This window comes from Actinomadura sp. NPDC049382, assembly GCF_040677125.1.
In the GTDB taxonomy this organism is placed as follows: domain Bacteria; phylum Actinomycetota; class Actinomycetes; order Streptosporangiales; family Streptosporangiaceae; genus Spirillospora; species Spirillospora geliboluensis.
Window position 1 is genome coordinate 46,124 of the sequence record NZ_JBFARO010000016.1, and the last position, 23,185, is coordinate 69,308.

20 protein-coding genes are annotated in these 23,185 nt (G+C 74.6%); 8 read left to right on the forward strand and 12 right to left on the reverse strand.

The features are described from left to right. The 3 genes from AB0K34_RS13105 (at nt 1) to AB0K34_RS13115 (ending at nt 2,380) form a co-directional block, all read left to right on the forward strand. Nucleotides 1-666 carry a GntR family transcriptional regulator gene (locus AB0K34_RS13105; RefSeq protein WP_205719350.1) on the forward strand — a complete coding sequence of 222 codons (666 nt, stop codon included), beginning with the start codon at nt 1-3 and terminating at the stop codon, nt 664-666. Between the two features lie 112 nt (nt 667-778). Next, a complete protein-coding gene (locus tag AB0K34_RS13110; protein ID WP_138637866.1) occupies nt 779-1,657 on the forward strand; it encodes a helix-turn-helix transcriptional regulator in 879 nt (292 codons plus the stop codon). A gap of 162 nt (nt 1,658-1,819) precedes the next feature. Then, the gene (locus AB0K34_RS13115) at nt 1,820-2,380 is read left to right on the forward strand and encodes a papain-like cysteine protease family protein (protein ID WP_138637867.1); all 561 of its coding nucleotides are present in this window, start codon (nt 1,820-1,822) and stop codon (nt 2,378-2,380) included. A 646-nt stretch (nt 2,381-3,026) separates the two neighbouring features. Here AB0K34_RS13115 and AB0K34_RS13120 read toward each other — a convergent pair. After that, nucleotides 3,027-3,959 (reverse strand): helix-turn-helix domain-containing protein, encoded by a 933-nt coding sequence (locus AB0K34_RS13120; protein WP_138637497.1) that lies wholly within the window; start codon nt 3,957-3,959, stop codon nt 3,027-3,029. 69 nt (nt 3,960-4,028) lie between these two features. On the opposite strand from AB0K34_RS13120, the gene AB0K34_RS13125 reads away from it, so the two are divergent. The 3 genes from AB0K34_RS13125 (at nt 4,029) to AB0K34_RS13135 (ending at nt 8,532) form a co-directional block, all read left to right on the forward strand. After that, a complete protein-coding gene (locus AB0K34_RS13125; protein ID WP_138637498.1) occupies nt 4,029-4,802 on the forward strand; it encodes a phytanoyl-CoA dioxygenase family protein in 774 nt (257 codons plus the stop codon). Between the two features lie 219 nt (nt 4,803-5,021). Beyond that, nucleotides 5,022-6,806 (forward strand): ABC transporter ATP-binding protein, encoded by a 1,785-nt coding sequence (locus tag AB0K34_RS13130; RefSeq protein ID WP_138637499.1) that lies wholly within the window; start codon nt 5,022-5,024, stop codon nt 6,804-6,806. 7 nt (nt 6,807-6,813) lie between these two features. Then, nucleotides 6,814-8,532: an ABC transporter ATP-binding protein gene (locus AB0K34_RS13135; RefSeq protein ID WP_138637500.1), complete on the forward strand. Its 1,719-nt coding sequence runs from the start codon at nt 6,814-6,816 to the stop codon at nt 8,530-8,532. Here AB0K34_RS13135 and AB0K34_RS13140 read toward each other — a convergent pair. The 9 genes from AB0K34_RS13140 to AB0K34_RS13180 form a co-directional block, all read right to left on the reverse strand. After that, nucleotides 8,508-9,992 carry an ATP-binding cassette domain-containing protein gene (locus tag AB0K34_RS13140; RefSeq protein ID WP_138637501.1) on the reverse strand — a complete coding sequence of 495 codons (1,485 nt, stop codon included), beginning with the start codon at nt 9,990-9,992 and terminating at the stop codon, nt 8,508-8,510. The genes AB0K34_RS13135 and AB0K34_RS13140 overlap by 25 nt on opposite strands. Then, nucleotides 9,989-10,762, reverse strand: coding sequence for an ABC transporter permease subunit (locus AB0K34_RS13145; RefSeq protein ID WP_138637502.1), 774 nt, complete (start codon nt 10,760-10,762; stop codon nt 9,989-9,991). Before AB0K34_RS13145 ends, AB0K34_RS13140 begins: the two co-directional genes overlap by 4 nt. After that, entirely contained in the window at nt 10,759-11,682 is a 924-nt protein-coding gene (locus AB0K34_RS13150; protein WP_364547976.1) for an ABC transporter permease, read from the reverse strand. Before AB0K34_RS13150 ends, AB0K34_RS13145 begins: the two co-directional genes overlap by 4 nt. Beyond that, on the reverse strand, nt 11,679-13,187 hold the full coding sequence (locus tag AB0K34_RS13155; RefSeq protein WP_364547979.1) for an ABC transporter substrate-binding protein: 1,509 nt from the start codon (nt 13,185-13,187) through the stop codon (nt 11,679-11,681). The genes AB0K34_RS13150 and AB0K34_RS13155 overlap by 4 nt, the downstream gene beginning before the upstream one ends. Nucleotides 13,188-13,256: 69 nt before the next feature. Continuing rightward, nucleotides 13,257-14,096 (reverse strand): cytochrome c biogenesis CcdA family protein, encoded by an 840-nt coding sequence (locus AB0K34_RS13160; RefSeq protein ID WP_138637505.1) that lies wholly within the window; start codon nt 14,094-14,096, stop codon nt 13,257-13,259. Continuing rightward, the gene (locus AB0K34_RS13165) at nt 14,093-14,809 is read right to left on the reverse strand and encodes a thioredoxin domain-containing protein (protein WP_364547982.1); all 717 of its coding nucleotides are present in this window, start codon (nt 14,807-14,809) and stop codon (nt 14,093-14,095) included. The genes AB0K34_RS13160 and AB0K34_RS13165 overlap by 4 nt, the downstream gene beginning before the upstream one ends. 116 nt (nt 14,810-14,925) lie before the next feature. Then, nucleotides 14,926-15,426, reverse strand: a complete 501-nt coding sequence (locus tag AB0K34_RS13170; RefSeq protein WP_364547985.1) for a hypothetical protein — start codon at nt 15,424-15,426, stop codon at nt 14,926-14,928. Nucleotides 15,427-15,475: 49 nt separating this feature from the next. After that, entirely contained in the window at nt 15,476-15,874 is a 399-nt protein-coding gene (locus AB0K34_RS13175) for a hypothetical protein (protein ID WP_364547987.1), read from the reverse strand. A gap of 117 nt (nt 15,875-15,991) precedes the next feature. Beyond that, on the reverse strand, nt 15,992-16,792 hold the full coding sequence (locus AB0K34_RS13180) for an SAM-dependent methyltransferase (RefSeq protein ID WP_364547990.1): 801 nt from the start codon (nt 16,790-16,792) through the stop codon (nt 15,992-15,994). 130 nt (nt 16,793-16,922) lie between these two features. Between AB0K34_RS13180 and AB0K34_RS13185 the strand changes: the two genes are divergently transcribed. Together AB0K34_RS13185 and AB0K34_RS13190 are read left to right on the forward strand one after the other, a co-directional pair. Then, the gene (locus AB0K34_RS13185; RefSeq protein WP_364547993.1) at nt 16,923-19,445 is read left to right on the forward strand and encodes a molybdopterin-dependent oxidoreductase; all 2,523 of its coding nucleotides are present in this window, start codon (nt 16,923-16,925) and stop codon (nt 19,443-19,445) included. Beyond that, entirely contained in the window at nt 19,442-20,371 is a 930-nt protein-coding gene (locus AB0K34_RS13190; RefSeq protein ID WP_364547997.1) for an FAD binding domain-containing protein, read from the forward strand. Before AB0K34_RS13185 ends, AB0K34_RS13190 begins: the two co-directional genes overlap by 4 nt. Before the next feature lie 47 nt (nt 20,372-20,418). Here the strand turns inward: AB0K34_RS13190 and AB0K34_RS13195 are convergent, their stop codons facing one another. Then, entirely contained in the window at nt 20,419-21,015 is a 597-nt protein-coding gene (locus tag AB0K34_RS13195; RefSeq protein ID WP_364548000.1) for a methyltransferase domain-containing protein, read from the reverse strand. 122 nt (nt 21,016-21,137) lie between these two features. Beyond that, nucleotides 21,138-23,093 carry a DUF4132 domain-containing protein gene (locus tag AB0K34_RS13200; RefSeq protein WP_364548097.1) on the reverse strand — a complete coding sequence of 652 codons (1,956 nt, stop codon included), beginning with the start codon at nt 23,091-23,093 and terminating at the stop codon, nt 21,138-21,140. Nucleotides 23,094-23,185: the final 92 nt, after the last annotated feature.

The window sequence follows — 23,185 nt, forward strand, 5'->3', positions numbered from 1 at the left end:
GTGAAAGATCCCCGCGCCACGGTGCCCACGGCCCAGCAGCACGCCGTCGACGCGCTGCGCCGCCGCATCGCGTCGGGGGACGTCCGGCCCGGCGAGCGGGTCAACCAGGAGGACATCGCCGCGCAGGTCGGGCTGAGCGTCGCGCCGGTGCGGGAGGCGCTGCGCGTCCTCGCCGAGGAGGGGCAGCTCACCTACCGGCCCCGGCGCGGGTACGTCGTCACCGAACTCCAGTACGAGGACCTCAGCGAGATCTACGAGCTGCGCAAGATCCTGGAGGAGCGCGCGGCCCGGCACGCCCTCCCGATGCTGGACGACGCCGCGCTGCGGCGCATCGGCGAGGCCGCCCGCGCCTGCGCCGAGGCCGCCGCCGCCGGAGACGTCGCCGCCGAGCTGGCCGCCAACCGCGCGTTCCACTTCGCCGTCCTGGAGACGCCCGGCCAGCCCCACGTCCTGCGGCTGATCCGGCTGCTCTGGGACTCCACCGAGGTGTACCGGGCCATGTACTACAACGACCCGGCGGAGCGCGCGGCCTCGGTGGACGCGCACGACCGGATCATCGAGGCGGTCCGCGCCCGGGACGCCGACCGGCTCGTCCGCGAGCTGGACGCGCACCGGCAGCGCGCCCTGGACGTCCTGCGCGCCGTCCTGGCCCCCCAGGCCGGCTGACCGGCGCGCGACTCCTGGACTACTGGACGGCGACTCAGTACGTTCCTCACTGCTACCCCGGCCCCCGACGATCCCCAGTCGTCGGGCAGGTTCCCAGCAGGAGGATCCGGCGATGGCGGATTCGTTCGAAAGCGCGCTGCGGACGGCGATCCAGACGCGCGGGCTCGGGCTGGAACGGCTCCATGCCAGGCTCGCCGACCGCGGGATCCAGGTCAGCGTCGCGAGCCTCAGCAACTGGCAGCGGGGCCGGTGCCGCCCGGAGCGGGTGTCGGCCGTCCGGGCGCTGGAGGAGATCCTCGAAGTGCCGCCGGAGTCGCTGACCGCGCTGCTCGGGCCGCGCCGCCCGCGCGGCCGGTGGGCCCACAACGTGCCCGGCGCGCTGGCGTACCGCGACGTCAGCGAGGTGCACGCCAGCGTCGACCGGCTGCTCGGGCAGATCCGCAACCCGGTGGACGGCCAGCTGCGCTGGCTGAGCTGCGACGAGACCGTCCGCGTCGGCGCCGGCCGGGACGAGCGGTCGGTGCGCACGCGGGCGGTGTTCCAGGCGCGCACCGACGGCGTCGACCGGCACGTGGCCGTGTACCACTGCGAGAAGGAGATGCTGCCCGACATCCGCCGGGCGTCCCACTGCCGGCTCGGCCAGGTCCGCACCGACGCGGCGGCCGGGGTCACCGCCGTGGAGTTGCTGTTCGAGCGCCCGCTGCGGCGGGACGAGACCTGCATGGTCGACTACGAGTTCGGCTACAGCGGCGGCGGTCCCGAGGCGACCTTCTACCACCGGTGGTTCCGCCACCCCATGCACATGTACCTGCTGCACGTTCATTTCGAGCCGGACGCCCTCCCGGCCCGCTGCCACCGCGTCTGGCAGCCGAACACCGTGACGCCACCGACCGACGTGCGGGAGCTGCCGCTGTCGGACTGGCGCGCCGTCCACATGGCGGAGATCGAAGTGCGGCCCGGCGTGCACGGCATCCGCTGGGAATGGGACTGAACCGCCCTCTCGCACGCCGTTTCTAATTTATGGCCGCGTATACGTTGAAATGCCTCCGGGGTTGAAAGGGTTGTTTCGCGCCCGGTGCGGGACGACCATTCATTTGACGTTCTCCGGACGTCCGAACAGCCCCCCACCCCGTCCCCGGAGGAGTGCGTTTCCATGCAAGTTCGCTCCGGCCTGCGCGCCGCCGTGTGCGCGCTGGCCCTCGCCGCCGCGGCCGTGCCCGGCACCGCCGACGCGGCCGCCCTGCGGCTCGGCATCTCGATGCAGGCGCAGGAGATGTCCAACTGGTGCTGGGCCGCGTCCGGCAACACCGTGGCCGCCTTCATGGGCCGGAACTACACCCAGAACCAGTTCTGCAACCTCGCCTTCAACCGCTCGATCAACTCGTCCTGCCCGAACAGCCAGGCGACGCTCGCCGACGACCAGACCGCCTTCCGCAAGATCGGGATCAATCCCGGCAACTACGTGAACGCCCATCTCTACTACTGGGCGATCGTCCGCGAGATCGACGCGCGGCGGCCCGTGATAGCCCGCATCCAATGGACGAGCGGCGGCGGGCACATGGAGGTCCTGTACGGCTACGACGACAGTTCGAACATGGTCTATTGGGGCAATCCCTGGCCGTCGGACTACCGCTACAACTGGTCGGCGTACGACTACTACGTCAGCAACGGCACCTTCTTCTGGACCCATTCCCTCGACTACATCGGCGCATGAGGAGGCGTGAGATGAAACTGTTCACCGGTCTCGCGCTCGGCGGCGCGATCGCGGTGTCCGCGGCGTCACCGGCGGCGGCGTCCCCCGCGTCCCCCGCACCCACCCCGCCGCCGGCCGCCGACGTGGCCGCCGCCCGGCAGGTCGCCGCGGAGGCGGCCCCGACCGTCGCGCGCTTCTTCGCCGGGCGGGGCAGGACGGGCGAGGTCAGCGCCGCCGCGGCGAAGCGGATGGCGCCCGAGCTGACCGGCCCCACCGTGCCGGTCTACGACCTGAACCCTGGCTTCGTCACCGGCGCCTCCGGCACCGTCGCGCGGCTGTCGTTCCTCGCCACCGAGGCGGTCTCGGCGGACGGTCAGCATGCGTCGGTGTGGGCCGTGCGCAAGGACGGCGCCTGGCGGCTGGCCAACATCGCCTCCGGCGCGGACGAGGAGACCTACGCCCGCAACAGCGGCACGGTCTTCCGCGAGCCGCAGATCAACGCCTGGTACGCGCTGCGGAACGGCCGGGTCCACCCCCTCAACGCCGAGGCGCGGCAGGCGACCGGCGCGGCGTCCGTCCCGCTGGCGGCCTACCAGCGGGCGGTCGGTGAGCGCTACGGCGACCGCATGCCGGGCTCGGCCTACGACCGGCAGGGCATGGCGGGCGGCTACGGGCCGGCGAAGGACGGCGGCTCCGGCGGGGGCCAGGCGCCCGCCGTCCTCGGCGGCCTGCTGCTCGCGACCGCCGCCGGCGGCCTGGCCGTCCGCCGGTACGCGGTCGGGGTCAGGCCGACGAGCTCGCGGAAGCGCCGCGCGAAGTAGGTCGGATCGTCCCAGCCCACGGCCGCGCCGACGCGCGCGGCCGGGAGGTCGGAGTGGGCGAGCAGGTCGGCGGCCCGTTCCGCCCTGATCCGGGCCAGATGGGCGAGCGGGGACGCCCCCACGTGCCGGACGAACAGCCGCCCCAGGTAGTCGGGGTCGAGGTTGACGGCGCGTGCGAGGCCGCCCAGCCGCCACGCCTCGGCGGGCGCCGCCTCCATCCGCGCGATGGCGGCGGCGACCGCCGGGTGCATGCCGGGCCCGGCGCCGCCGGGGGAGCCCGCGTCGGCGAGGATGCCGAGGACGGTGACGAGCCTGCCCAGCGCGCGTCCGGTGCGGGGCGGGGCACCCGACAGGTCGGCTTCGAGTAGCCGGATCTGGTCGATGGCCTCGTCGGCGGCGTCCGGCCCGACGGCGGTGACCGCCACACCCCGGGAGCCGGAGGCGACGGGCTCCGTCCACAGCAGCCGGCGCAGCGCCGGGACCCGCATCAGGCCCTCCAGGTCGGAGCGCAGCGCCTTGGCCGACACGCAGCAGTTGGCGACGACGAGATCGGCGCAGCCCTCGAAGCCGTGCCACGCGCCCGGCCGGAGCACGACGGCCTGGCCGTGCCGCAGCCGGTGCACGCCCGTGGCGGTCACGTGCGTGCCCCGGCCGGGCCCGATGACGGCGATCTCCACGAAGTCGTGCGCGTGGGCCTCGACGTCCGCGGACAGCTGCTGCACGCTTCCCCAAATCGGCTCGTCCGCGAACAACGCCCGCTCGTGCAGCACCGTGGTCATGTCGGAATCGTACGACTGGAGGACGGCATCGGCCTAGCCGGTGCCTCCGGCCGTTGCGAGGCTTTCCACATGAGCGAAGAGACAGACCTCGGCCCGGACGGACGCCTCTCCGACGACCTCGTCAGCAGCTACCGTGAGAACGGATTCGTCCGAGTCCGCGGCGTGCTCGACCGCACGCAGGTCGAGCGCTTCAGAGCCGGCGCGGAGGCGTACCTCGAATCCCATCGCGGGGAGAGCCTGGAGAAGGGCGGCGCCTTCAGCCAGCTGGTCAACGTCTGGCGGCGCGACGAGACCCTGCGCGACCTCACGTTCGACCGGCGGCTCGGCCGGGTCGCCGAGCAGCTCGCGGGTTTCCCGGTGCGGCTGTGGCATGACCAGATGCTGGTGAAGGAGCCGCACAGCAACACCGCCACCGAGTTCCACCAGGACCGGCCGTACTGGCCGCACGCCGACGACCGGCTCCCGCTCTCGGCGTGGATCGCGCTGGTGGACGTCCCGCCCGAGCGGGGCTGCATGACGTTCCTCCCCGGTACCCAGACCCGCAGCGGCCTGCGCGCGCAGGACCTCCATGAGGAGGGCGACCTGTTCGAGGCGGATCCGGCGCTGCGATGGATCCCGCGCGTGACCATCCCCCTCCGGGCCGGGGACTGCACCTTCCACAGCGGCTACACCGGCCACATGGCCCTGCCCAACACGACCGATCTGGCGAGGCTCGCGCACGTCGTCATCTACATGGACGAGGAGACCGTCTACAACGGCGCCCCGCACCCCGTGACCGACCCGCTGGGGCTGGCCGAAGGCGCCCGGCTGGACGGCGACGACTTCCCGAGGCCCTGGGCGTGAGGTGCAACTAGGGATGAGGCGCACGCCGCCCGGGCCGGAGTCCATGATCCCATTTAGGTTAGGCTCTCCTTATTCAGGTCTGATTTCGGAGGAAAGTAGTGCTAGCCGGACTCGGCCCGCGCGGATGAGCGCGGTCATGGAGCCGTGGCAGGGCAACGCGGTGCACATCGCCAAGGCCCTGGGCAACGAGGCCGAGATCGTCGCGTCGGTCGGCCAGGAGTGACCACCGCCGTCCCGCGCCTCGCCCCGGCCGCCCTGCGCACGGCGTCCGGGCGCGAGGCGTCCCGCTGGGTCGCGGCGCACTGCCGCGAGACGCCGTGGCTGACGGGCACCGCGGTGCTCACCACGGTGGCGGGCGCGGCGCTCCAGGTGCTGCCGGTGCTCCTGCTCGGCCGGGTGGTGGACGGGGTGGCCGGCGGCGGCTCGCCCGCGATCCTGATCACGATCGGGGCCCTGCTGGTGGCCGCCGTTCCGCTCGGCGCCGCAGCCACCGCCGCGTCGACGTACCTGATCGGGCGGCTCGGCGCGGAACTGCTCGCGCGGCTGCGGGAGGGCGCCGTCCGGGCGGTGCTCGGCATGCCGAGCGCGCGGATCGAGCAGGTCGGCCGGGGGGACGTGCTCTCCCGCGTCGGCGACGACGTCGCCGTCCTGTCCAAGGGCATCCGGACGGCCGTCCCCACGGTCTTCTCCGCGGGCGTGCTCGTCGCGATCGCCACCGCCGGGATGTTCGGCCTCGACTGGCGGCTCGGCCTGGCGGGCGCCGGCGCGCTGCCCGCCTACGCGCTGGCCCTGCGCTGGTACCTGCCGAGGTCGGCGCCGCTCTACCGGCGGCAGCGCGCGGCGCAGGCCGACCGGGCGCAGGAGCTGATCAGCGGGCTGGACGGGATCGGCACCGTCCGCGCGTACCGGCTGGAGGACGCGTTCCGCGCCAGGGTGACCCGCGAGTCGTGGCGGGTGCGCGACCTCGGCATCGAGGTGTTCCGCCTCTTCGGCCGGTTCGTCGGCCGGGAGAACCGCGCCGAGTTCATCGGGCTCGTCCTGATCATCACGGTGGGGTACGCCCTGCTGGAGGCGGACGCCGCCAGCTTGGGCGAGGTCGCGGCGGCCCCGCTGCTGTTCCACCGCCTGTTCAACCCGCTGGGCTCCATCCTGTTCACCTTCGACGAGGCCCAGAAGTCGGGCGCGAGCCTGACCCGGCTGGTCGGGGTGCTGGGGGAGCCCGCCGAGGAGCGCCTGGTGGGCGGGACGCCCGCCGAGCCGGACGCCGCGGCCCACCCGGTCACGGTCGAGGGGCTGACGTTCACCTATCCCGGTTCCGAGGAGCCGGTCCTGCGGGACGTCGACCTGGTGATCCCGGCGGGCGGCTCGCTCGCGCTGGTCGGCGCGACGGGCGCTGGCAAGTCGACGCTGGCCGCGCTCATCGCGGGCATCGGCACCCCGCAGGCCGGGTCGGTGCGCATCGGCCCGGTCGACCTCGCCGACCTGGACGAGGCGGGCGCGCGGGCCCTGGTGAGCATCCTGACGCAGGAGACGCACGTGTTCTCCGGCCCGCTCGCCGGCGACCTGCGGCTGGCCGCGCCGGACGCGTCCGACGCCGAGTTGATGGACGCCCTGCGCACGGTCGGCGCGGACGGCTGGGTCGACGCCCTGCCGGACGGCCTGGACACCCCGGTCGGCGAGGGCGGCGAGCGCCTCGACGCCACGCGGGCCACCCAGGTCGCGCTGGCCCGGCTGGTGCTGAGCCGGTCGCCGGTCGTGGTGCTGGACGAGTCGACCGCGGAGGCGGGCAGCCAGGGCGCCGCCGCGCTGGAGCGGGCCGTCCTCGCCGCGTGCCGGGGGCGCACGACGCTGTTCGTCGCGCACCGGCTCACCCAGGCCATGGCGGCCGACCGGATCGCCGTGCTCGACGCCGGGCGCGTCGTGGAGCAGGGCGCCCACGATGAACTGGTGGCGCTCGGCGGCCGGTACGCGCGGCTGTGGCGCGCCTGGCGGGCGGGGGGCTGAACCGGCGATGACGACCGCCGCGGAGACGACGACCGCCGCCGAACCGGGACCCCGCACGGGCTCCGCGATCCTGCGGACCGCGCTGCGCCGCAACGCGGGCGCCATGACCGCGGGCACCGTCCTCATGGGCATGTACCAGGCGGGCGAGACCGCCTTCCCCATCGCGCTGGGCCTGATCGTCGAGCACACGATGCGCGACCGGAGCCTCGGCGCGCTCGGCCTGTCCATCGCCGCGCTCGCCGTGATCATCACGACGGTGTCGTTCTCGTGGCGGTTCGGGATGCGCATCCTGCAGAAGGCCAACACGACCGAGGCGCACCGCTGGCGGGTGCGGGTAGCGGCCTGCGGGCTCCAGCCCGTGGCCCGGGACGCCGACCTGAAGTCCGGCGAGGTGCTGACCATCGCCACCGAGGACGCCGACCAGACCGCCGACATCATCGAGGTGGTGCCGCTGCTGGTCAGCTCGCTGGTCGCGGTGCTGATCGCGGCGGTCGCGCTGGGCCTGGCCGACGTCGGGCTCGGCCTGCTGGTGATCGCGGGGACCGTCGCGGTCCTGTCGGTGCTGAGCGTGCTGTCCAAGCGGATCGGCACCGGCACCCGCGAGCAGCAGGCCCGCGTCGCGCGGGCGAGCGCGAAGGTCGCCGACCTGATCAGCGGCCTGCGCCCGCTGCACGGGTTCGGCGGCAACCACGCGGCGTTCGCGTCCTACCGCCGGGTCAGCGGGGAGGCGCGGGACCAGGCGGTCACCGTCGCCAGGGCCAACGGCGCGTACGCGGGCGCCGCGCTGGCGCTCAACGCGCTCCTCGCCACCGCCGTGACGCTGCTGGCTGGCTGGCTCGCGTTCGAGGACCGGATCACCACCGGGGAACTCGTCATGGCCGTCGGGCTGGCGCAGTTCATCATGGAACCGCTCAAGCTGTTCTCGGAGATGCCGAAGCACCTCATGGTCGCGCGGGCGTCCGCCGAGCGGATGGCGCTGGTGCTGGCCGCGCCGCCGGTGGCGGTGCCGGGCACGGCGCGCCCGGACGCGGACGGCGGCCTGGAGGTCGACCGCGTCCGGTACGGGTCGCTGCGCGAGCTGAAGTTCGATGTGCCCGCCGGGGAGTTCACGGCGATCGCCGCCTACGAGCAGCGCGCCGCCGCCGACCTCATGGCGCTGCTGTCGGGCGAGGTCCCGCCGGGCGCGTACGAGGGCGCGGTGCGGGTCGGCGGCCGGGACACCGCGGACCTGTCGACCGACGGGCTCCGCGCGCACCTGCTGGTGAACCCGTCGCACGGGGAGATCTTCGCGGGCACGCTCCGCACGAACATCGACCCGTCGGGCACCGCCCGGGAGGTCGCGGCGGCCGTCGAGGCGTCCATGCTGACCGACGTCGTCGCGCTGCACCGCGACGGGCTCGACCACCCCGTCCGCGACCGCGGCGCGAACCTGTCCGGCGGGCAGCGCCAGCGGCTGTCGCTGGCCCGCGCGTTGGCCGCCGACAGCCCGGTCCTCGTCCTGCACGACCCGACGACCGCCGTCGACGCGGTCACCGAGCAGCTCATCGCGCGAGGCATCGCCGGTCTGCGGAGCGGCCGGACCACCGTCGTGATCACCACCAGCCCCGCCCTGCTGGACGCCGCCGACCGCGTCCTCGTCCTGGACGGCGGCGCCATCACCGCCGAGGACACGCACCGCGCCCTCCTCCGCACTGACGAGCGCTACCGCCAGACCGTGGCCCGCTGACCCTCCGGGTCTCCGAGGAGGGCCCTCGTGAGGGGGTGCTCGGGTGCCCGCAGGAGGTGAGCAGCGGGCCGGTGCTCGACGAGGCGGCCGTCGTGGACGACGGCGACGGTGTCGGCGATCCGGGCGACCACGCCGAGGTCGTGGCTGATGAAGACCAGCGCGAGGTCCAGGCCGGCGAGCAGGTCCAGGATGGCGGCCTGCGTGAGCGTGTCGAGCCCGGAGGTGATCTCGTCGCAGATGAGCACGCGGGGCCGGGCGAGGAGCGCGCGGGCGAGGGCGGCCCGCTGGAGTTCGCCGCCGGACAGCCGGTCGGGGCGGTGCCGGACGACCGACGCGTCCAGGCCCATGCGCTCCAGGCTGTCGAGCGCCTCCGCTCGGGCTTGGGCGGAGGGCAGATCCCGCAGCCGGACGGCGGTGCGTGCCACTTGTTCGTGGACGGGGCGCCACGGGTCGAACGAGGCGCGCGCGTCCTGGAACACGTACTGGACCAGCCTCCGGTGGGCGCGGGTGCGCCGCCGAGGCCGTGCGGGCAGCGGCACGCCGCCGACGGCCACGCTGCCACCCGTCCACGGGTGGAGCCCCGCGACGCAGCGGGCCAGCGTCGTCTTGCCACCGCCCGACCGGCCGACGATCCCCAGCCGCTCCCCATCGGCCAGGTCGAGGCTGACCCTGTCCACGGCGGGACGGTCCCGGCGGCCGGCGTGGCCCGCGGTCAGGTCGCGGACGCGCAGCAGCGGGGCGTCCGGCAGCGGCCGGGCGGTGGCGGGCGCCGCGGGGTCGGGCTGCGCGGCGACCAGGGCCTTGGCGTAGTCGCCGCGCGGCGCGTCCAGGACGTCCGGACCCGCTTCGACGACCTTGCCGCCACGCAGCACGACGACGTCGTCCGCGAGCGCCCGGACGACGTCCAGGTCATGGCTGAGCAGCACGAGCGTCACCCCGAGGCCGCGCAGCACCCCGACCAGCTCGGCACGGGTGACGGCGTCCTGGCCGGTGGTGGGCTCGTCGGCGACGATCACCTTGGGCGCGGTGAGCAGGGCTTGGGCGAGCACGAGCCGCTGCTGCTGCCCGCCCGACAACTGGTGCGGGAACCGGCGCAGGAACGCTCCGCCGGAGGGCAGCCGCGCGGCGTCGAGCGCGGCGACCGCATCGGTGCCGTGCAACCGGGCGATGCCCCGGAGCATCGGCCCGATCCGGCGGGCGGGGTTCAGCACGGACGACGGATGCTGCGGGATGTAGCCGACGGCGCCGGCCGCGGCGGGCCACCGCCCGTCGATCCGCACCGTGCCGGTGGCCTCGGTGCCCGGCGGGTGCTCCCCGAGCAGCGCCAGCCCGGTCGTCGTCTTGCCGCTGCCGGACGCCCCGACCAGCGCGAGGACCCGCCCCTCCGGGACGGTGAAGCCCACCCCGTCCACCAGCGTCCGGGCGGCGGAACGGACCCGCAGGCCCACCACTTCGATCACCGTTCCTCCAAGGCGCGGTCGGCGGCGAGGTTGAGCCCGACCGTGAGCATGACGATCAGCAGCGCGGGTGCGAGGACGGACCAGGGGTTGAGGAACAGGCCCGCCCGGTTGCGGTCGATCATCACGGCCCAGTCGGCGGTGTCGGGGGAGACCCCGATGCCGAGGAACGCGGCGGCGGCGACCAGGTAGAGGGTGCCGGTCAGGCGGGTGCCCGCGTCGGTGACCAGCGTCCGCAGCGCTGACCGTCCGACGAACAGGACACCGGTGCGCCAGCGGTGCTCGCCTTGCAGCCGCATGGCCTCGATCGCCGTCCCGTGCGCCGCCTCCAGTGCCGCCGCGCGGGTGACGCGGGCGATGTCGGGCAGGTGGACGAGGGCGAGCGCCCACACCAGCGCGCCGCCGGACCCGATGGCCGCGAGCAGGATCAGCAGGAGCAGCGACGGCACGGCCAGCAGCAGGTCCAGCGGGCGCATCAGGGCCTCGTCCACGGCGCGGCGCGGCGCGGTCGCGGCGGCCAGCCCCCACGGGACGCCCAGCAGGTACGCGCCGGCGGTGGCGGCCAGCGCCACCAGCACCAGGGTCCGGCCGCCGAGCAGGACCTGGCCCCACACGTCCCGTCCGGCGAAGTCGGTGCCGAGCGGGCCGTCCGCGGCGAACGCCGCCCCGCGTCCGGACGTCCCGGCCGACCCCGGCGCCAGCCACGGCCCGGCCAGCGCGATCAGCAGCGGGACCGCCACCAGCAGCAGCGGGACGATCGGCGGCCGCCTCATGCGCGCGGCACCAGGCGGAACGCCGCCAGGTCGGCGGCCAGGTTGACCAGGACGGTCGTCGTCGCGAACAGCACCGCCAGGCCCTGGACGACGGGCAGGTCCCGGTCGGCGACCGCGTCCACCAGTACGGTGCCGAGCCCCGGGACCACGAACACCGCCTCCACGACGATGACGCCGCCGAGCAGCCAGTCCACGGTGCGGGCGAGCTGCTGCGCGGCGGGCGCCAGCGCGTTCGGCAGCGCGTGCGCGTACCGGACGCGCCGCACCGGGACGCCCAGCCGCAGCGCGTGCCGGGTGTAGCCGGCGTGCAGCGCGTCGATCATCCCGGCGCGGACGAGCCGTCCGGTGGACGACAGCGGCCGGGCCAGCAGCACGAGCAGCGGAAGTACCAGCACGGCGGCGCCGAGCCCGTCGATCGCGGTGGCGGGCAGCCAGCCGAGCCACCCGCAGAACACCGCGATGAGCAGCATGGCCAGGGCGAACTCGGGGACCGAGTACAGCGCGACGCCGGTGGAGGTCAGCACGCGGTCCAGCAGGCCGCCCTCCCGGACCGCCGCGCCCACCCCGGCCGCGATGGCCAGCGGCACCAGCAGCGCCAGCGTCAGCCCGGCCAGCAGCGCGGTCGGCGCGAGCGCGGCCAGGACGATCTCCGCCACCGGCCGTCCGGACACGATCGAGCTGCCGAGGTCCAGGTGCGCGAGCCCGGCCGCCCACTCGGCGAACCGCTCGGGCAGCGGACGGTCCAGGCCGAGGCCCGCACGGATCTGCGCGACCCGGGCGGGATCCGGGGAGTCGCCGGCCAGCACCACGGCGGCGTCGCCCGGCAGCAGCTCCGTCAGCAGGAAGATCACGGTGGTGACGGCGGCGACCTGCGCGAACGCCAGCGGCAGCCGCCGCGCGGCGTAGCGGGGGAGGCTCATCCGAGGCGGACCTTGTCGAAGCGCGCCCAGTCCAGGGTGTTCATCGGGGCGCCGCGCACGCCGGTCACGTTGCGGGCCGTCGCGACGATGCCGTCGGCGAATCCCCAGACCAGCAGGCCGCCCTCGGCGTGCAGCATGCGCTGCATCCGGTCGAAGGCGTCCTTGCGGTCCTGCTCGCGCGGCGAGGAGACGGCCCGGTCGTAGAGCGCGTCGAAGTCGGGCCTGGCCCACCTGGTGGCGTTGGTGGTCGAGTGCGAGAGCAGCCGCTGGGAGATGTGCGTCTCGATCGGCATCGCCCCCGACCGGAAGCTGACCAGCGTGCCCCTCTTGAGGATGTCGGACCAGTAGGTGTCCTTGTCGCCGGTCACGACCTTGGCCTTGAGCCCGGCGGCGCGGATCTGGTCGGCGAACACGGTGGCCGCCTCCACGAAGCCGGACGCGGCCTGGGACGTGGTCAGCTCGATCGTCGTCCCGTCCGCCCCGGCCTTCCTGATGAGCGCCTTGGCACGGTCCAGGTCGGGTTCGCGCTGCGGGATTCCGGCGGCGTAGTGCAGGTAGCCCTTGCCGAACAGGTCGTTGCCGATCTGGCCGGCGCCCGGCATCGTCGTGTCGACCAGCCGCCGCCGGTCGGCGAGCAGGAACAGCGCCTCGCGCAGGTCGCGGTCGTCGAACGGCGGCCGGTCGACCTTCATCGCGAACGCCTGCATGTTGCTGTTCGGGGAGTGCACGAACCGGGCGCGGGAGCCGTGCCGGCGCGCGGTCGCGGGCGAGATGTCGTGGGCGTACTCGACCTGGCCGCCGAGCAGCGCGTTCATCCGGGCGGACTCCTCGTTGGCGATCAGGAACTCCAGCTCGCCGATGTGCGGCGCGCCGTCCCAGTAGTCCGGGTTGCGGGCGAGCAGCACCGCCCGGCCCGGCTGCCACGACGCGAACCGGAACGGCCCCGACCCGACCGGCTTGGAGAAGTCGTGCAGGCCCGCCGGGACGATGTACGCGCCGAAGGCCGCGAGCGCGTTCGGGAACTCCGCGAACGGCCGCTTGAGCGCGAACTCGACGGTGCGCTCGTCCACCGCCCTGCTGTCGCCCAGGTCGATCAGCGCCAGGCTGGACCGGGCCCGGTAGGCGCCCTTCGGATCGAGGATCCGCGCGTAGCTGGCCAGGACGTCCTGCGCCCGCACCGGCTTGCCGTCATGGAAGACCGCCTCGCGCAGGGTGACGCGCCACGTCCGCAGGTCGGCGCTCGCCTCCCACCGCTCGGCCAGCCGGGGCCGCGGCGCGACGTCGTCGCCGAGGTCGGCGAGCTTGTCGAACATGGCCTTCGCCCGCGCCGCCTCGACGAACAGGTTGGCCAGGTGCGGGTCGAGCACCTCGGTCGCGCCGCCGCCCGCGAACGCCGCGCGCAGCCTGCCGCCGCCGCCGGAGGAGGGGCCCGTCCCGCACCCGGCGAGGACGGCGGCTCCGGCGGCGGCTCCCAGGAACGCGCGGCGGGTCAACTGGTCGTGCATGGCTCTCCCTCGGAACGGCGACGCGGGGTGCCACACACTAACGAAAGTGAAAACGGTTATCAATGTCGTTCAGTCGGGCGAGCGGCGGTCCTCCCGCAGTCCGCGCCACAGGAACGCGGCGGCCGCGACGGCGGCCCCGGCGGCGAGGACCGCCAGCAGCCGGCCGTCCGGCACGGCCGCGCCGATGCGGGAGACCGTCTCCTCCAAGGCGAACTCGGTGTCGGGGTCCAGGAGGCCGGGCAGCGCCGACGTGCCGTCGAAGAGCAGGAACACCGTCCCCAGGACGATGAAGAACAGCCCGCCGACCAGGGACGTCGAGTGCACCCGCAGCGGCCCGAGCGTGACCGGCCTGCCGCGCAGGACGCGGCGGTGGCCGAGGTCGTAGCGGTCCCACAGCAGGGCCAGCACGAACAGCGGGACGGCCATGCCCAGCGCGTACACCGCCAGCAGCGACGCCCCGTACAGCGGGTTGCCGCCGACCGCCGAGACGGTGAGGATGCCGCCGAGCAGGGGCCCGGCGCAGAATCCCGACAGCCCGTAGACGGCCCCCAGCAGGCCGACCGACAGCGCGGACCCGGCCTTGCCGCGCCGGGCGGCGAGCCCCTGGAGCCGGGTGGAGCCGAACCCGAGCCCGGCGATCTGGACGACGCCGAGCGCGATGATCGTCCAGCCGCCGACGGCGACCAGCAGGTCGCGGTGCCCGTAGAAGAGCCGGCCGGCCAGCGCCCCGGCGGCGCCGAGCGGGACCAGCGTCGTGCAGAGCCCGAGGTAGAAGACCGCCGTGCGGGCGACGAGTCGCGTCCGCTCGGTGAAGGAGTAGGCGAAGAACGCCGGGAGCAGCAGCGCGCTGCACGGGCTGAACAGGGTCAGGACGCCGCCCAGGAGGGCGGCCAGGTAGCCGACGCTCACCGCCCGCGCGCCTCCTCGACGGCCTTGGCGAACACCTCGAACGGCTGGGCGCCGAGGAGCGGCCGGCCGTTGATCAGGAACGTCGGGGTGCTGGCGGCGCCGATCCGGTAGCCCTCGACCTGGTCGGCGATCATGGCGTCCTCGGCCTCGCCGCTCTCCATGTCGGCCCGGAAGCGGTCCAGGTCGGGCACGCCGGCTTCCCGCGCCCAGGTCATCAGGTGCTTGCGGGCGAAGTCGCCGGAGTTGCGGCGCCGCGGCTCGGCGTACAGCCGGTCGTGGAACGCCCAGAAGCGGTCCTGCCGGGCGGCGGCGTAGGCCGCCTGCGCCGCGGCCTTCGACTCGTCCCCGAAGATCGGGAAGTTGCGCCACTCGATCCGCAGCACGCCGGCGTCCACGTACTCCTTGATCAGCCGGGGCTTGGTCTCGCGGGCGAACCGGCCGCAGAACGGGCACTGGAAGTCGCTGTACTCGATCATGACGACCGGGGCGTCGGTGCGGCCGAGCGCGAACGGGTCGCCGTCCTTGCGCCGGGCCAGGTCGGGGCCGCCGGACGTCGACCGCGACGGCGAGGCGGACGGCGACGGCGACCCGGCGGCGGCCGGTTCCCCGCCGCCCCGGGTGCTGAGGGCGGCGGCCAGGCCGAGGACCAGGGCCGCGCCCAGCAGCACGGCCGCGATGGTCAGGGAGCGGGTCTTGCGAGATGAAGCCGACATGGCGGAAGAGCCTTTCCAAGAGAGCGCGCGGCGCGGCCGGGCGTGCGTGAACGCGGCCCGTGGTCAGCGCAGGCGGGCTGACCGCGCGGCGCGGCGCGCGCGGTGCGGAAGAAGTGTCAGGACGAGCCGGGCGTGCCGACCGGGCAGTCGATCTCCCCGGCCAGGCACCGCACGGCGGCCACGGCCAGCAGGGCGATCGACAGCACGGCCACGGCCGGCTGCAGCGGCGCCCAGATCGTCAGTGCGCCGGAGGTGCCCAGCAGCAGGAGCACCGCCTTGTTGCACACCGGGCACCCGATCGCGAAGAACGACAGCAGCCCGCCGAGCGGGCCGAGGCGCCGGCCCGCGCCGGACGGCCGTCCGGCATAGGTGGCCAGGACCAGCCCGGACAGGGCGGCGGTGACGGCGAGCACGGGATAGTTCCACCACTGCACCGGCACGGAACGGCCGAACAGCGGATTCGGGATCACGTCGGTGGGCGCTCCCACCAGCAGCGCGGCCCCGGCGGCCCCGGCGGCGGCGAAGGCCCAGCGGCGGCGCGGCCAGCAGGCCAGCGCGCGGCCCGCCTTGGCGAGCATGCCGGTGGACGCCCGCACGGACGGGCGAGCAGAGATCATCGGTCGGACTCCGTTCGGTCGGATCTGGCGGCCCGGGTGAACGGGGCCTCTAGATCCGCAGAACGCAGAGTCCGGCGAGGTCGGGCGGGGGCGGCGCGGGTCCCTGGCGCGCCACCGGGGCGACCGCGCCCGGCGGCGCCGCCGCGCCCTCGGCGAGTGCGGCCGGCAGCACGACCGCCGGAACCGGCAGCGGCTGGGCGGCGGGCGCGACCGGGGGCGCCTCGGCCACCGTCTTCTTGCCGCACTGCCCGGTACCCGGCTCCGTCCCCGACTCCCGCGGCGGCTCGTCCGCCGCACTGGCGGCGACGGGACCGGCACCGGCCGACTGGAAGGCGGCGGCGCCCTTGCCGAGCTGCATGAGGCAGCCGACCGTCAGCAGGATGATCAGCAACGCCAGCCCCAGGCACGGCCGGGACCACGAGGGTCTCCCGCGCACCGGCGACGGCATGCCGAACATCCTTCCTCCCAGTGACACGAATGCTCGGCTCACTATAGGAGACAGAAAAGCAGCAACGCTCAACACGAGCGGGCGGTCGACGGCTCCGGCCCGCCGTGACGCGCGACGCTACTTGACGGCGACGCCGCCGTAGACCCAGGCGCCGCCGGTGGCGGCGGCCTCCTCGGCGTCGGAGTGCCAGCGGTTGACCTTGACGAGGCCCGGTTCGACGAGGCGGAGGCCGTTGAACAGGCGCAGGATCGCGTCGTGGTCGCGGAAGACCATGGGGGCCGAGGCGTTCTCGTAGGCGGCCCTGATGATCTCGACGAGGTCGGCGGGGCGGTCGTCGAGGGTGCTGTGGGAGATGACGAGGTGGCTGCCGGGGGCCATGCGGTCGGTGAAGGCGCCGACGATGCCGGCGGGGTCCTCGGCGTCGGTGACGAAGTGCAGCATGGCGTTGAAGATGACGCCGACCGGGCGGTCGAAGTCGATGAGGCGGGCCACGGCGTCGGAGGCGAGGACGGTTCCGGGGTCGCGCATGTCGGCCTGGAGCGCGGCGGTGCGGTCGTCGGCGGCGAGCAGGGCGCGGGCGTGCGCGATGACGACCGGGTCGATGTCCACGTAGACGACGTGGGCGTGCGGGTGGACGCGCTGGGCGATCTCGTGGACGTTGCCCTGGTTGGGCAGGCCCGCGCCGAGGTCGATGAACTGGTCGATGCCCTGCCCGGCGACGTGGGCGATGGCGCGGCCGAGGAAGCGGCGGTTCGCGCGCAGCGCCTCGACCCCGTCCGGGATGGAGGCGATGAGGTGGCCCGCGAGTTCGCGGTCGGCGGCGTAGTTGTCCTTGCCGCCGAGCACGTAGTCGTACATGCGCGCCACGTTCGGGGTGTTCGGATCGATCCCCTGTGGCACGCCCGGCTGTGGTGGCACCGCGGTTCCCGTCTGCCGTGAGCGATGAAACGTCGCGACAACTGTAGAGGTGAGATAGCACGAAAGTGGTGATTTACCCTGTTCGCTGTGCCACGATGACGCTGATCAGCCCCCTGCGCATGGAGCGCGAATGGAATTCAGCCTCAATGGCAAGTCCGTCGGCACCCGTGCCGAACCCGCGGAGACCGTGGCGGACGTACTGCGCGAGCGGATGGGGCTGACCGGGACGAAGGTCGCCTGCGGCACGGGCGTGTGCGGCACCTGCACCGTCCTGGTGGACGGGCGCACGGCGGCGAGCTGCCTGCTGCCCGCCGAGGCGGTGGCGGACCGCGAGGTCACGACCGTCGAGGGCCTCGGCGGCGACCATCCGGTGCAGCGGGCCTTCGCCGAGCACGACGCGCTCCAGTGCGGCTACTGCACGCCGGGCTTCGTGGTGGAGGCGGCGGCGTTCATGGACCGGTGGCGCGCCGAGCACGGCACGTCCGAACCGTCCCGCGAGCAGATCGCCGAGGCCCTGGCCGGGCACCTGTGCCGCTGCGGCGCGTACGTCGGCATCTACGAGGCGGTCGCGGCGGCGTGCGCGGGCGAGCACGACGACGGCGCGGTGACGCCGGCCCGCGTGGAGGCCCTCAGCAAGATCACGGGCGCCGCGCGGTACACGGCGGACGTCGTCCTGGACGGGCAGCTCGAAGGCGTGATCGTACGGTCGCCGCACCCGCACGCGAAGGTGGGGGAGATCCGGTACGACGGTCCGCTGACCGAGCTGCTGCCCGCGGACCGCGTCGTCCGCTACGTGGGCCAGCCGGTGGCGGCGGTCGCCGCGCCCACGAAGGCCGAGGCGCTGGAGGCCGCGGCGCGGGTCGAGATCGACTACACGGTGCTGCCCGCCGTGCTCTCGCCGGAGGACGAGACCGTCGTCTATCCGACCGCGGAGTCCCGCAAGGAGGCTCCGCGCGCCAACGAGGGCCCGCTCGCGTCCGCCAAGTGGAACGGCAACGTGCGCGGCCCGGCCGGCATGAGCTGGCGCGGCGGCACGGCGGTGAAGCGCATCGAGAAGGCCCGGAGCGACGGCGGCCAGACCCTGGTGGAGGCCACCTTCACCACCGGCGTGCAGGCCCACACCTGCATGGAGCCGCACGGTTGCGTGGCCCGCTGGGAAGACGGTGAACTGCACCTCCACCTGTCCACCCAGGCGGTGACCCGCGTCGCCGAACAGGCGGCCAAGCGCTGGAACCTCCGCCGGGAGCAGGTCCACATCGTGGCAGAGCACGTGGGCGGCGGCTTCGGCTCCAAGGTCAACGTCACCCCCGACGTGGCCGCCGCCGTGGAGCTGTCCCGCCTGCACGGCGCGCCGGTCCGGGTCGTCCTCAGCAGGCCGGAGGAGCTCGTCGACGGCGGCACCCGCCCCGGGGTCCGCATCGAGCTGGCCCTTCTCGCGGACGCCGACGGCGGCCTGTCCGCCTTCACCATGGACGCCCACGGCGATTCGGGCGTGTCCATCGGGTCGAACGCGGCCTGGCATTCGCGGTTCTTCTACGGCAACGCGCCCCGCCGGATCCGCGACTACGACCACGTCACCAACCGCGCCCCCGGCATCCCCTTCCGCGGCCCCGGCCTGCCGCCGATGCTGTGGGCGCTGGAACAGGGCGTGGACGAGATGGCGCTGCGCCGCGGCGAGGACCCCGTCGACCTGCGCCGCCGCTGGGACGGCAACGCCAAGCGCCACGCCCTGTACGACCGGGCCGCGGAGCTGCCCATGTGGCGCGACCGCGCGGACCCCGGCGACGGGCGCCTCCGCCGCGGCGTCGGCGTCGCGGCCGCCAACTACATGTACTTCCTCGACCCCGGCACCAAGGTCGCGCTGGCGGTCGAGCGGGGCGCCGTGGTCGCCCGCGTCGCCGTCCAGGACATCGGCACCGGCACCCGCTCGGTGATCGCCGAGGTCGTGCGGTCCGCGCTCGGCCTGCGGCCCGCGCAGGTGCGCGTCGAGGTCGGCGACAGCGACCACGCCTACGGGCCGACGTCCGCCAGCAGCTGCGCCACCGCGTCCGTCGCCCCGGCGGCCGAGGACGCGGCGCGCCGGCTCCGCAAGGCCCTCGGCGCCCGCACCCTCGAGGAGGCCGAAGGGCTCCGGGTCGTCGGCAAGCGCCCCCGGGACCGGCGCGGATACGTGACGCCCTTCCCGCTCGACCACTTCGCCATCGGACGGGGCTTCTCCGGAGCCGTCGTCGTGACCGAGGTCGAAGTGGACACCCTGCTCGGACGCGTCAAACCGACCCGCGTCTGGTGCGGCGTGACGTCCGGCCACGTCTACGCTCCCCGGCTGGCGCGCAACCAGTGCGAGGGCGGGGTCATCCAGGGCATCGGCTACGCCCTGTTCGAGCAGCGCCACGAGGACCCGGCCACCGGCACCGTCCTCACCGCGAACCTGGAGGACTACCGCATCCCCGGGATCGCCGACACCCCGGAGATCGACGTGCACTTCCACACCGAGGGCTGGGACCACGTCCCCGGCCGCGGCATCGGCCTCGGCGAGGTCTGCACCGTGGCCGTCGCCGCCTCGGTCGGCAACGCCGTCCGGCACGCCACCGGATGGCGCCCGCACGACCTGCCCATCCGGCCCGACCTGCTCCTCGAGGGGATCGGCACGTGACCACCATCGAGGCCGCCGCCGCGGCCGTCCGCGACACCGGCGGCGAGCCGCGCGCCGGCGGCACCGACGTCATGACCCGGGCGGCCCGTCCCGCGGTCGACCTGCTCGGCGTCCCCGGCCTGGGCGGCGTCGACTGGCGGCCGGACGGCTCCGCCCGCGTCGGCGCCCTCACCACGATCGCCGCCCTGCTCGCCGACGACCGGCTGACCGCCGCCTACCCGGCGCTCGCCGCCACGGCCGCCGCCGTCGCCACCCCGCAGATCCGCAACGTCGCGACCGTCGGCGGCAACCTCCTCCAGCGCAACCGCTGCTGGTACCTGCGCAACCCGGCCTTCACCTGCCACCAGACGGGCGGCGACACCTGTCACGCCCGCGACGGCGCCCACCTCTACTCGGCCGTCGTCGACCAGGGCCCCTGCGTCGCCCCTCACCCGTCCTCGCTCGCCGTGGCGCTCCTCACCTACGGCGCCACCGCCGAGGTCCACGGCCGCTCCACGCTGGGCATCGCCGAACTGTACGGGGACGGCGCCGACCCCACGCGCGACCACCGCCTGGAGCCCGGCGAGATCCTGCAGGCCGTCGTCATGCCTCCGCCGACGCCGGACGAACGAGCCGCGTACCGCCGCGCCACCGCCCGCGAGATGGCCGAATGGCCGTTGGTCGAAGCCGCCGCCCGCCTCACCTTCGACGGTGACACCATCGCCACCGCGTCCGTCGCCGTGGGCGGAGTGGCCCGCACGCCGCTCCTCCTCACCGAAGTGGCCGAAGCCCTGCTCGGCAAGCCCGCCACCGAGGAGACGCTGACGGCCGCCGCCGACCTGGCGACCGCCCGGTGCACCCCTCTGCCCCAGAACGCTTACAAGGTGGCGCTCCTCCGGGCGACCCTGATCGACACCCTCACCGCCTGCTCGCCGCCGTCCCCCTGAGGCACGCGGCGGCCTGAGGCACGCGGCGGCGGTGGCCGGCCTCGCCGTCAGCCTCGCCGCCGCAGCCGGTACCACTGCGGGGACGTCCTGTTCATCGGCCAGCCCAGCCCGGCGGTCTCGGCGGGCCGGACGTCGAGCATCTCCCAGTCCGGGAACGCGGCCTCGACCTCCGCCTGGGACACCCCGCCGATGCGCGAGCGGAGCCGGGTGACGCCGAAGGCGAGCATCAGCAGCGTCGCGCCGGGGTCGGCCAGCGCGGTGACCCCGCGCCCCTCGGCGCGCCGCTGCTCGGGCTCGAAACCCTGGAAGCAGCCGATGTCGATGAAGAAGCCGAACGTTCCGAGACCGGACGCCTCCAGGTCCGTCACGTCGCCCACCACGTACGTGACGCCTTCCTCCGCCTTGCTCCGGGCCGCCTCGATCGCGGCGGGGACGTAGTCGACCCCGACCGCCTCCCAGCCGCGCCGCGCCAGTTCGGGGGTGAACTGGCCGCGACCGCACCCGAGGTCGAGGGCCCGGCCGAGCGGCCGGGACCGGTCGGCCTCCTCCCGGTCGAGCAGCGCGGCGATGCTGTCCCCGGCGGCCTTGCCATAGCGCTCCCACGGCGTCATGCCGAAGCGGTACATGCGGGCGTAGTTCGTCATGCTCAGACCACCTGACCGGGAGGGAGTTCAGACGCCGTGCTCACCCTCCGCACGCTACCGGCCGATCTGATCACGGCGCCGCGGGGTGGCCTTCAGCGGCGAAACAGCAGGTCCCGCGCCGGTCATCGGTCTGTCTTCGCCGAGGAAGCGGTCAGCCGGGTCAGGTCGGCGAGGACCTCGGAGACGGTCACCGGGTCGAGGCCGTCCGGGACGCTCGCGGCGGGCCGGTCGTTCCGGTAGCGGTCGGCGTACACGGCGAACCGGACGTCCGCCAAGGTCTGGTCGCCCATCTCGTCGGGCGCCCCCACGGGGAAGCCGCCGTCGTAGGTGGCGACCAGATGCCGGTCGGCGGCGACGCGGCGGGAGACGTACCACTCGATGCCGGCCTCCATCGCCGGGCCGCGCGCCCAGCCGCGCCGGACGAGGCCGAGCAGGTCGCCGATCGGAGCCACCAGCCCCTCGAACCGGGTCAGCCGGCCGGTCTCGCGCTCCTCACCGGTGAGCTCGTGGACGGGCCGCGCCAGCTGCTCGAACGGCTGCAGGATCTCGTAGTCGAGGAACACCTCCGACCACGCCTTCACCTCCCCGCCCAGGTGGACGGGGTGCGCGATGCCGACCAGCGCCGTCTCCGGAAGGGCGACGGTGTCGTCGGCGGAGTCGGCGAACGTCCCGTCCTCGGCGACGCGGAACGCGGGACCGTCCTCGGCCAGCCAGACCAGGCGCCGGACGAGATGCCCGGCGAGGGGATGCCCGACGAGGAAGTCGCGGAACTCCGCCACCGGCCAGCGGCGGCTCGTGACCATCGCGTTCTCGTAGCGGGCGAGCAGGTCGGTCGCGACCGTCCGGACGTCCTTCTTCAGGCCCGCGAAGCGCTTGTAGGCGTCGGGGGCGAGCGCCGGGTCGTCGCCGGCTCCCGGCCGGGGCAGCGACTTGCGCCGCGCGCCGCCCTCGTCGGCGACCGTCGGCCGGAGCGCCTCGTCGAACCCGATGACGAACTGGCGCGGGCCGTAGTCGAGGGTGAGCGTCCCGGACGCGTCCAGCCCGAAGTCCGGGACGAGCCGGTCCGCGAGCTGCTCGGCGGACAGTTCGAGTTCGGCCGCGAGCTCCCGGATCTTCTCCTGCGCCCGGGCCTTCAGCCCCTTGAACTTCACCCGCTGCGAGATCGAGTGCAGGTGCATCAGGGCGGTGTCGGTGCCGACGGCGGCGAGGACGTCCAGGCCCGCCACGGCCTTGGCGTGCCCGCCCTCGCCGGGCCACGCCCGGATGACCGGGGTGAGGCGGCGGACCGTCTCGTCGTCGCCGGTCAGCGCCAGCTGGGTGAACGCCCAGCCGTCCGCGGATGGCGCGCCGCACACCTCCCACCAGCGGAACAGCGCCCACCCGAACGCCGCGAGGGACGCCGGATCGCACAGCTCGCGGACGACCCCCACGCCCGCGTAGGCGTCCCCGGGCTTCGACATCGCCAGCATCGTCAGCACGTGCCCGGCCGCCTCGTCCGGGAGGGCGCGCTCGCGGTCGCGCAGCAGCAGTTGCGGGAGCATGCGCGGCTCCGCCCAGTCGACGACCGGGATCTTCTTGGGCAGATCGTCCAGGGGGTCCCGGGCCAGCAGCGCCTCGACCGCGGCGGCGGCCTTGCCGCCATGGACCCGCGCCGCCTCCACGATCGGCTCCGGGCCGTGCCGGCCGGCGATGAAGCGCAGCGCGGCCTCGGCGGCACGCCGCGCGGGGCCCGCCTTGCCCAGCGCGTCCGGGATGAGGGAGGGCGCGGCGGCGGTCCCGTGGCGCCGCAGCCAGGCGCGGGCCGTCCTGCCCCCGGACTTCAGCCGGACGAGCCAGTCGGCCATCGTCACCGCGACCTCGTCGGTGAGCAGCGGCAGCAGGTACTGCCCGAACGCGCCCGGGTCGCGGCCGGCGACCGACAGCGCCGGACCGCACGCCTGCGTCCCGTGGCGTGCGACGAGCGGCGGCAGCCACTCGTGCACCTCCCACATCTCGTTGTCGCTGGGCTCCCACCTCGGCAGCAGCGGCCGCACCAGATCCTCCGGCCCCCGGAGGAACAGGGTGGGGCGCTCGGTCATGGAGAAGCCGCGTCCCTCCTCGACGTCCGCGGCCCGCTGCGCGAAATCGGTGCCCTCGGCCCGCCGGTCCCACAGGTCGGCCTCCCGCGCCG

Coding starts and splice junctions, on each gene's coding strand:
- AB0K34_RS13175 (WP_364547987.1), bottom strand. CDS start 15,874: ATGCCGTCGCCGGTGCGCGGGAGACCCTCGTGGTCCCGGCCGTGCCTG.
- AB0K34_RS13135 (WP_138637500.1), top strand. CDS start 6,814: ATGACGACCGCCGCGGAGACGACGACCGCCGCCGAACCGGGACCCCGC.
- AB0K34_RS13195 (WP_364548000.1), bottom strand. CDS start 21,015: ATGACGAACTACGCCCGCATGTACCGCTTCGGCATGACGCCGTGGGAG.
- AB0K34_RS13120 (WP_138637497.1), bottom strand. CDS start 3,959: ATGACCACGGTGCTGCACGAGCGGGCGTTGTTCGCGGACGAGCCGATT.
- AB0K34_RS13165 (WP_364547982.1), bottom strand. CDS start 14,809: ATGTCGGCTTCATCTCGCAAGACCCGCTCCCTGACCATCGCGGCCGTG.
- AB0K34_RS13185 (WP_364547993.1), top strand. CDS start 16,923: ATGGAATTCAGCCTCAATGGCAAGTCCGTCGGCACCCGTGCCGAACCC.
- AB0K34_RS13150 (WP_364547976.1), bottom strand. CDS start 11,682: ATGAGCCTCCCCCGCTACGCCGCGCGGCGGCTGCCGCTGGCGTTCGCG.
- AB0K34_RS13145 (WP_138637502.1), bottom strand. CDS start 10,762: ATGAGGCGGCCGCCGATCGTCCCGCTGCTGCTGGTGGCGGTCCCGCTG.
- AB0K34_RS13155 (WP_364547979.1), bottom strand. CDS start 13,187: ATGCACGACCAGTTGACCCGCCGCGCGTTCCTGGGAGCCGCCGCCGGA.
- AB0K34_RS13170 (WP_364547985.1), bottom strand. CDS start 15,426: ATGATCTCTGCTCGCCCGTCCGTGCGGGCGTCCACCGGCATGCTCGCC.
- AB0K34_RS13200 (WP_364548097.1), bottom strand. CDS start 23,093: ATGACCGAGCGCCCCACCCTGTTCCTCCGGGGGCCGGAGGATCTGGTG.
- AB0K34_RS13115 (WP_138637867.1), top strand. CDS start 1,820: ATGCAAGTTCGCTCCGGCCTGCGCGCCGCCGTGTGCGCGCTGGCCCTC.
- AB0K34_RS13125 (WP_138637498.1), top strand. CDS start 4,029: ATGAGCGAAGAGACAGACCTCGGCCCGGACGGACGCCTCTCCGACGAC.
- AB0K34_RS13110 (WP_138637866.1), top strand. CDS start 779: ATGGCGGATTCGTTCGAAAGCGCGCTGCGGACGGCGATCCAGACGCGC.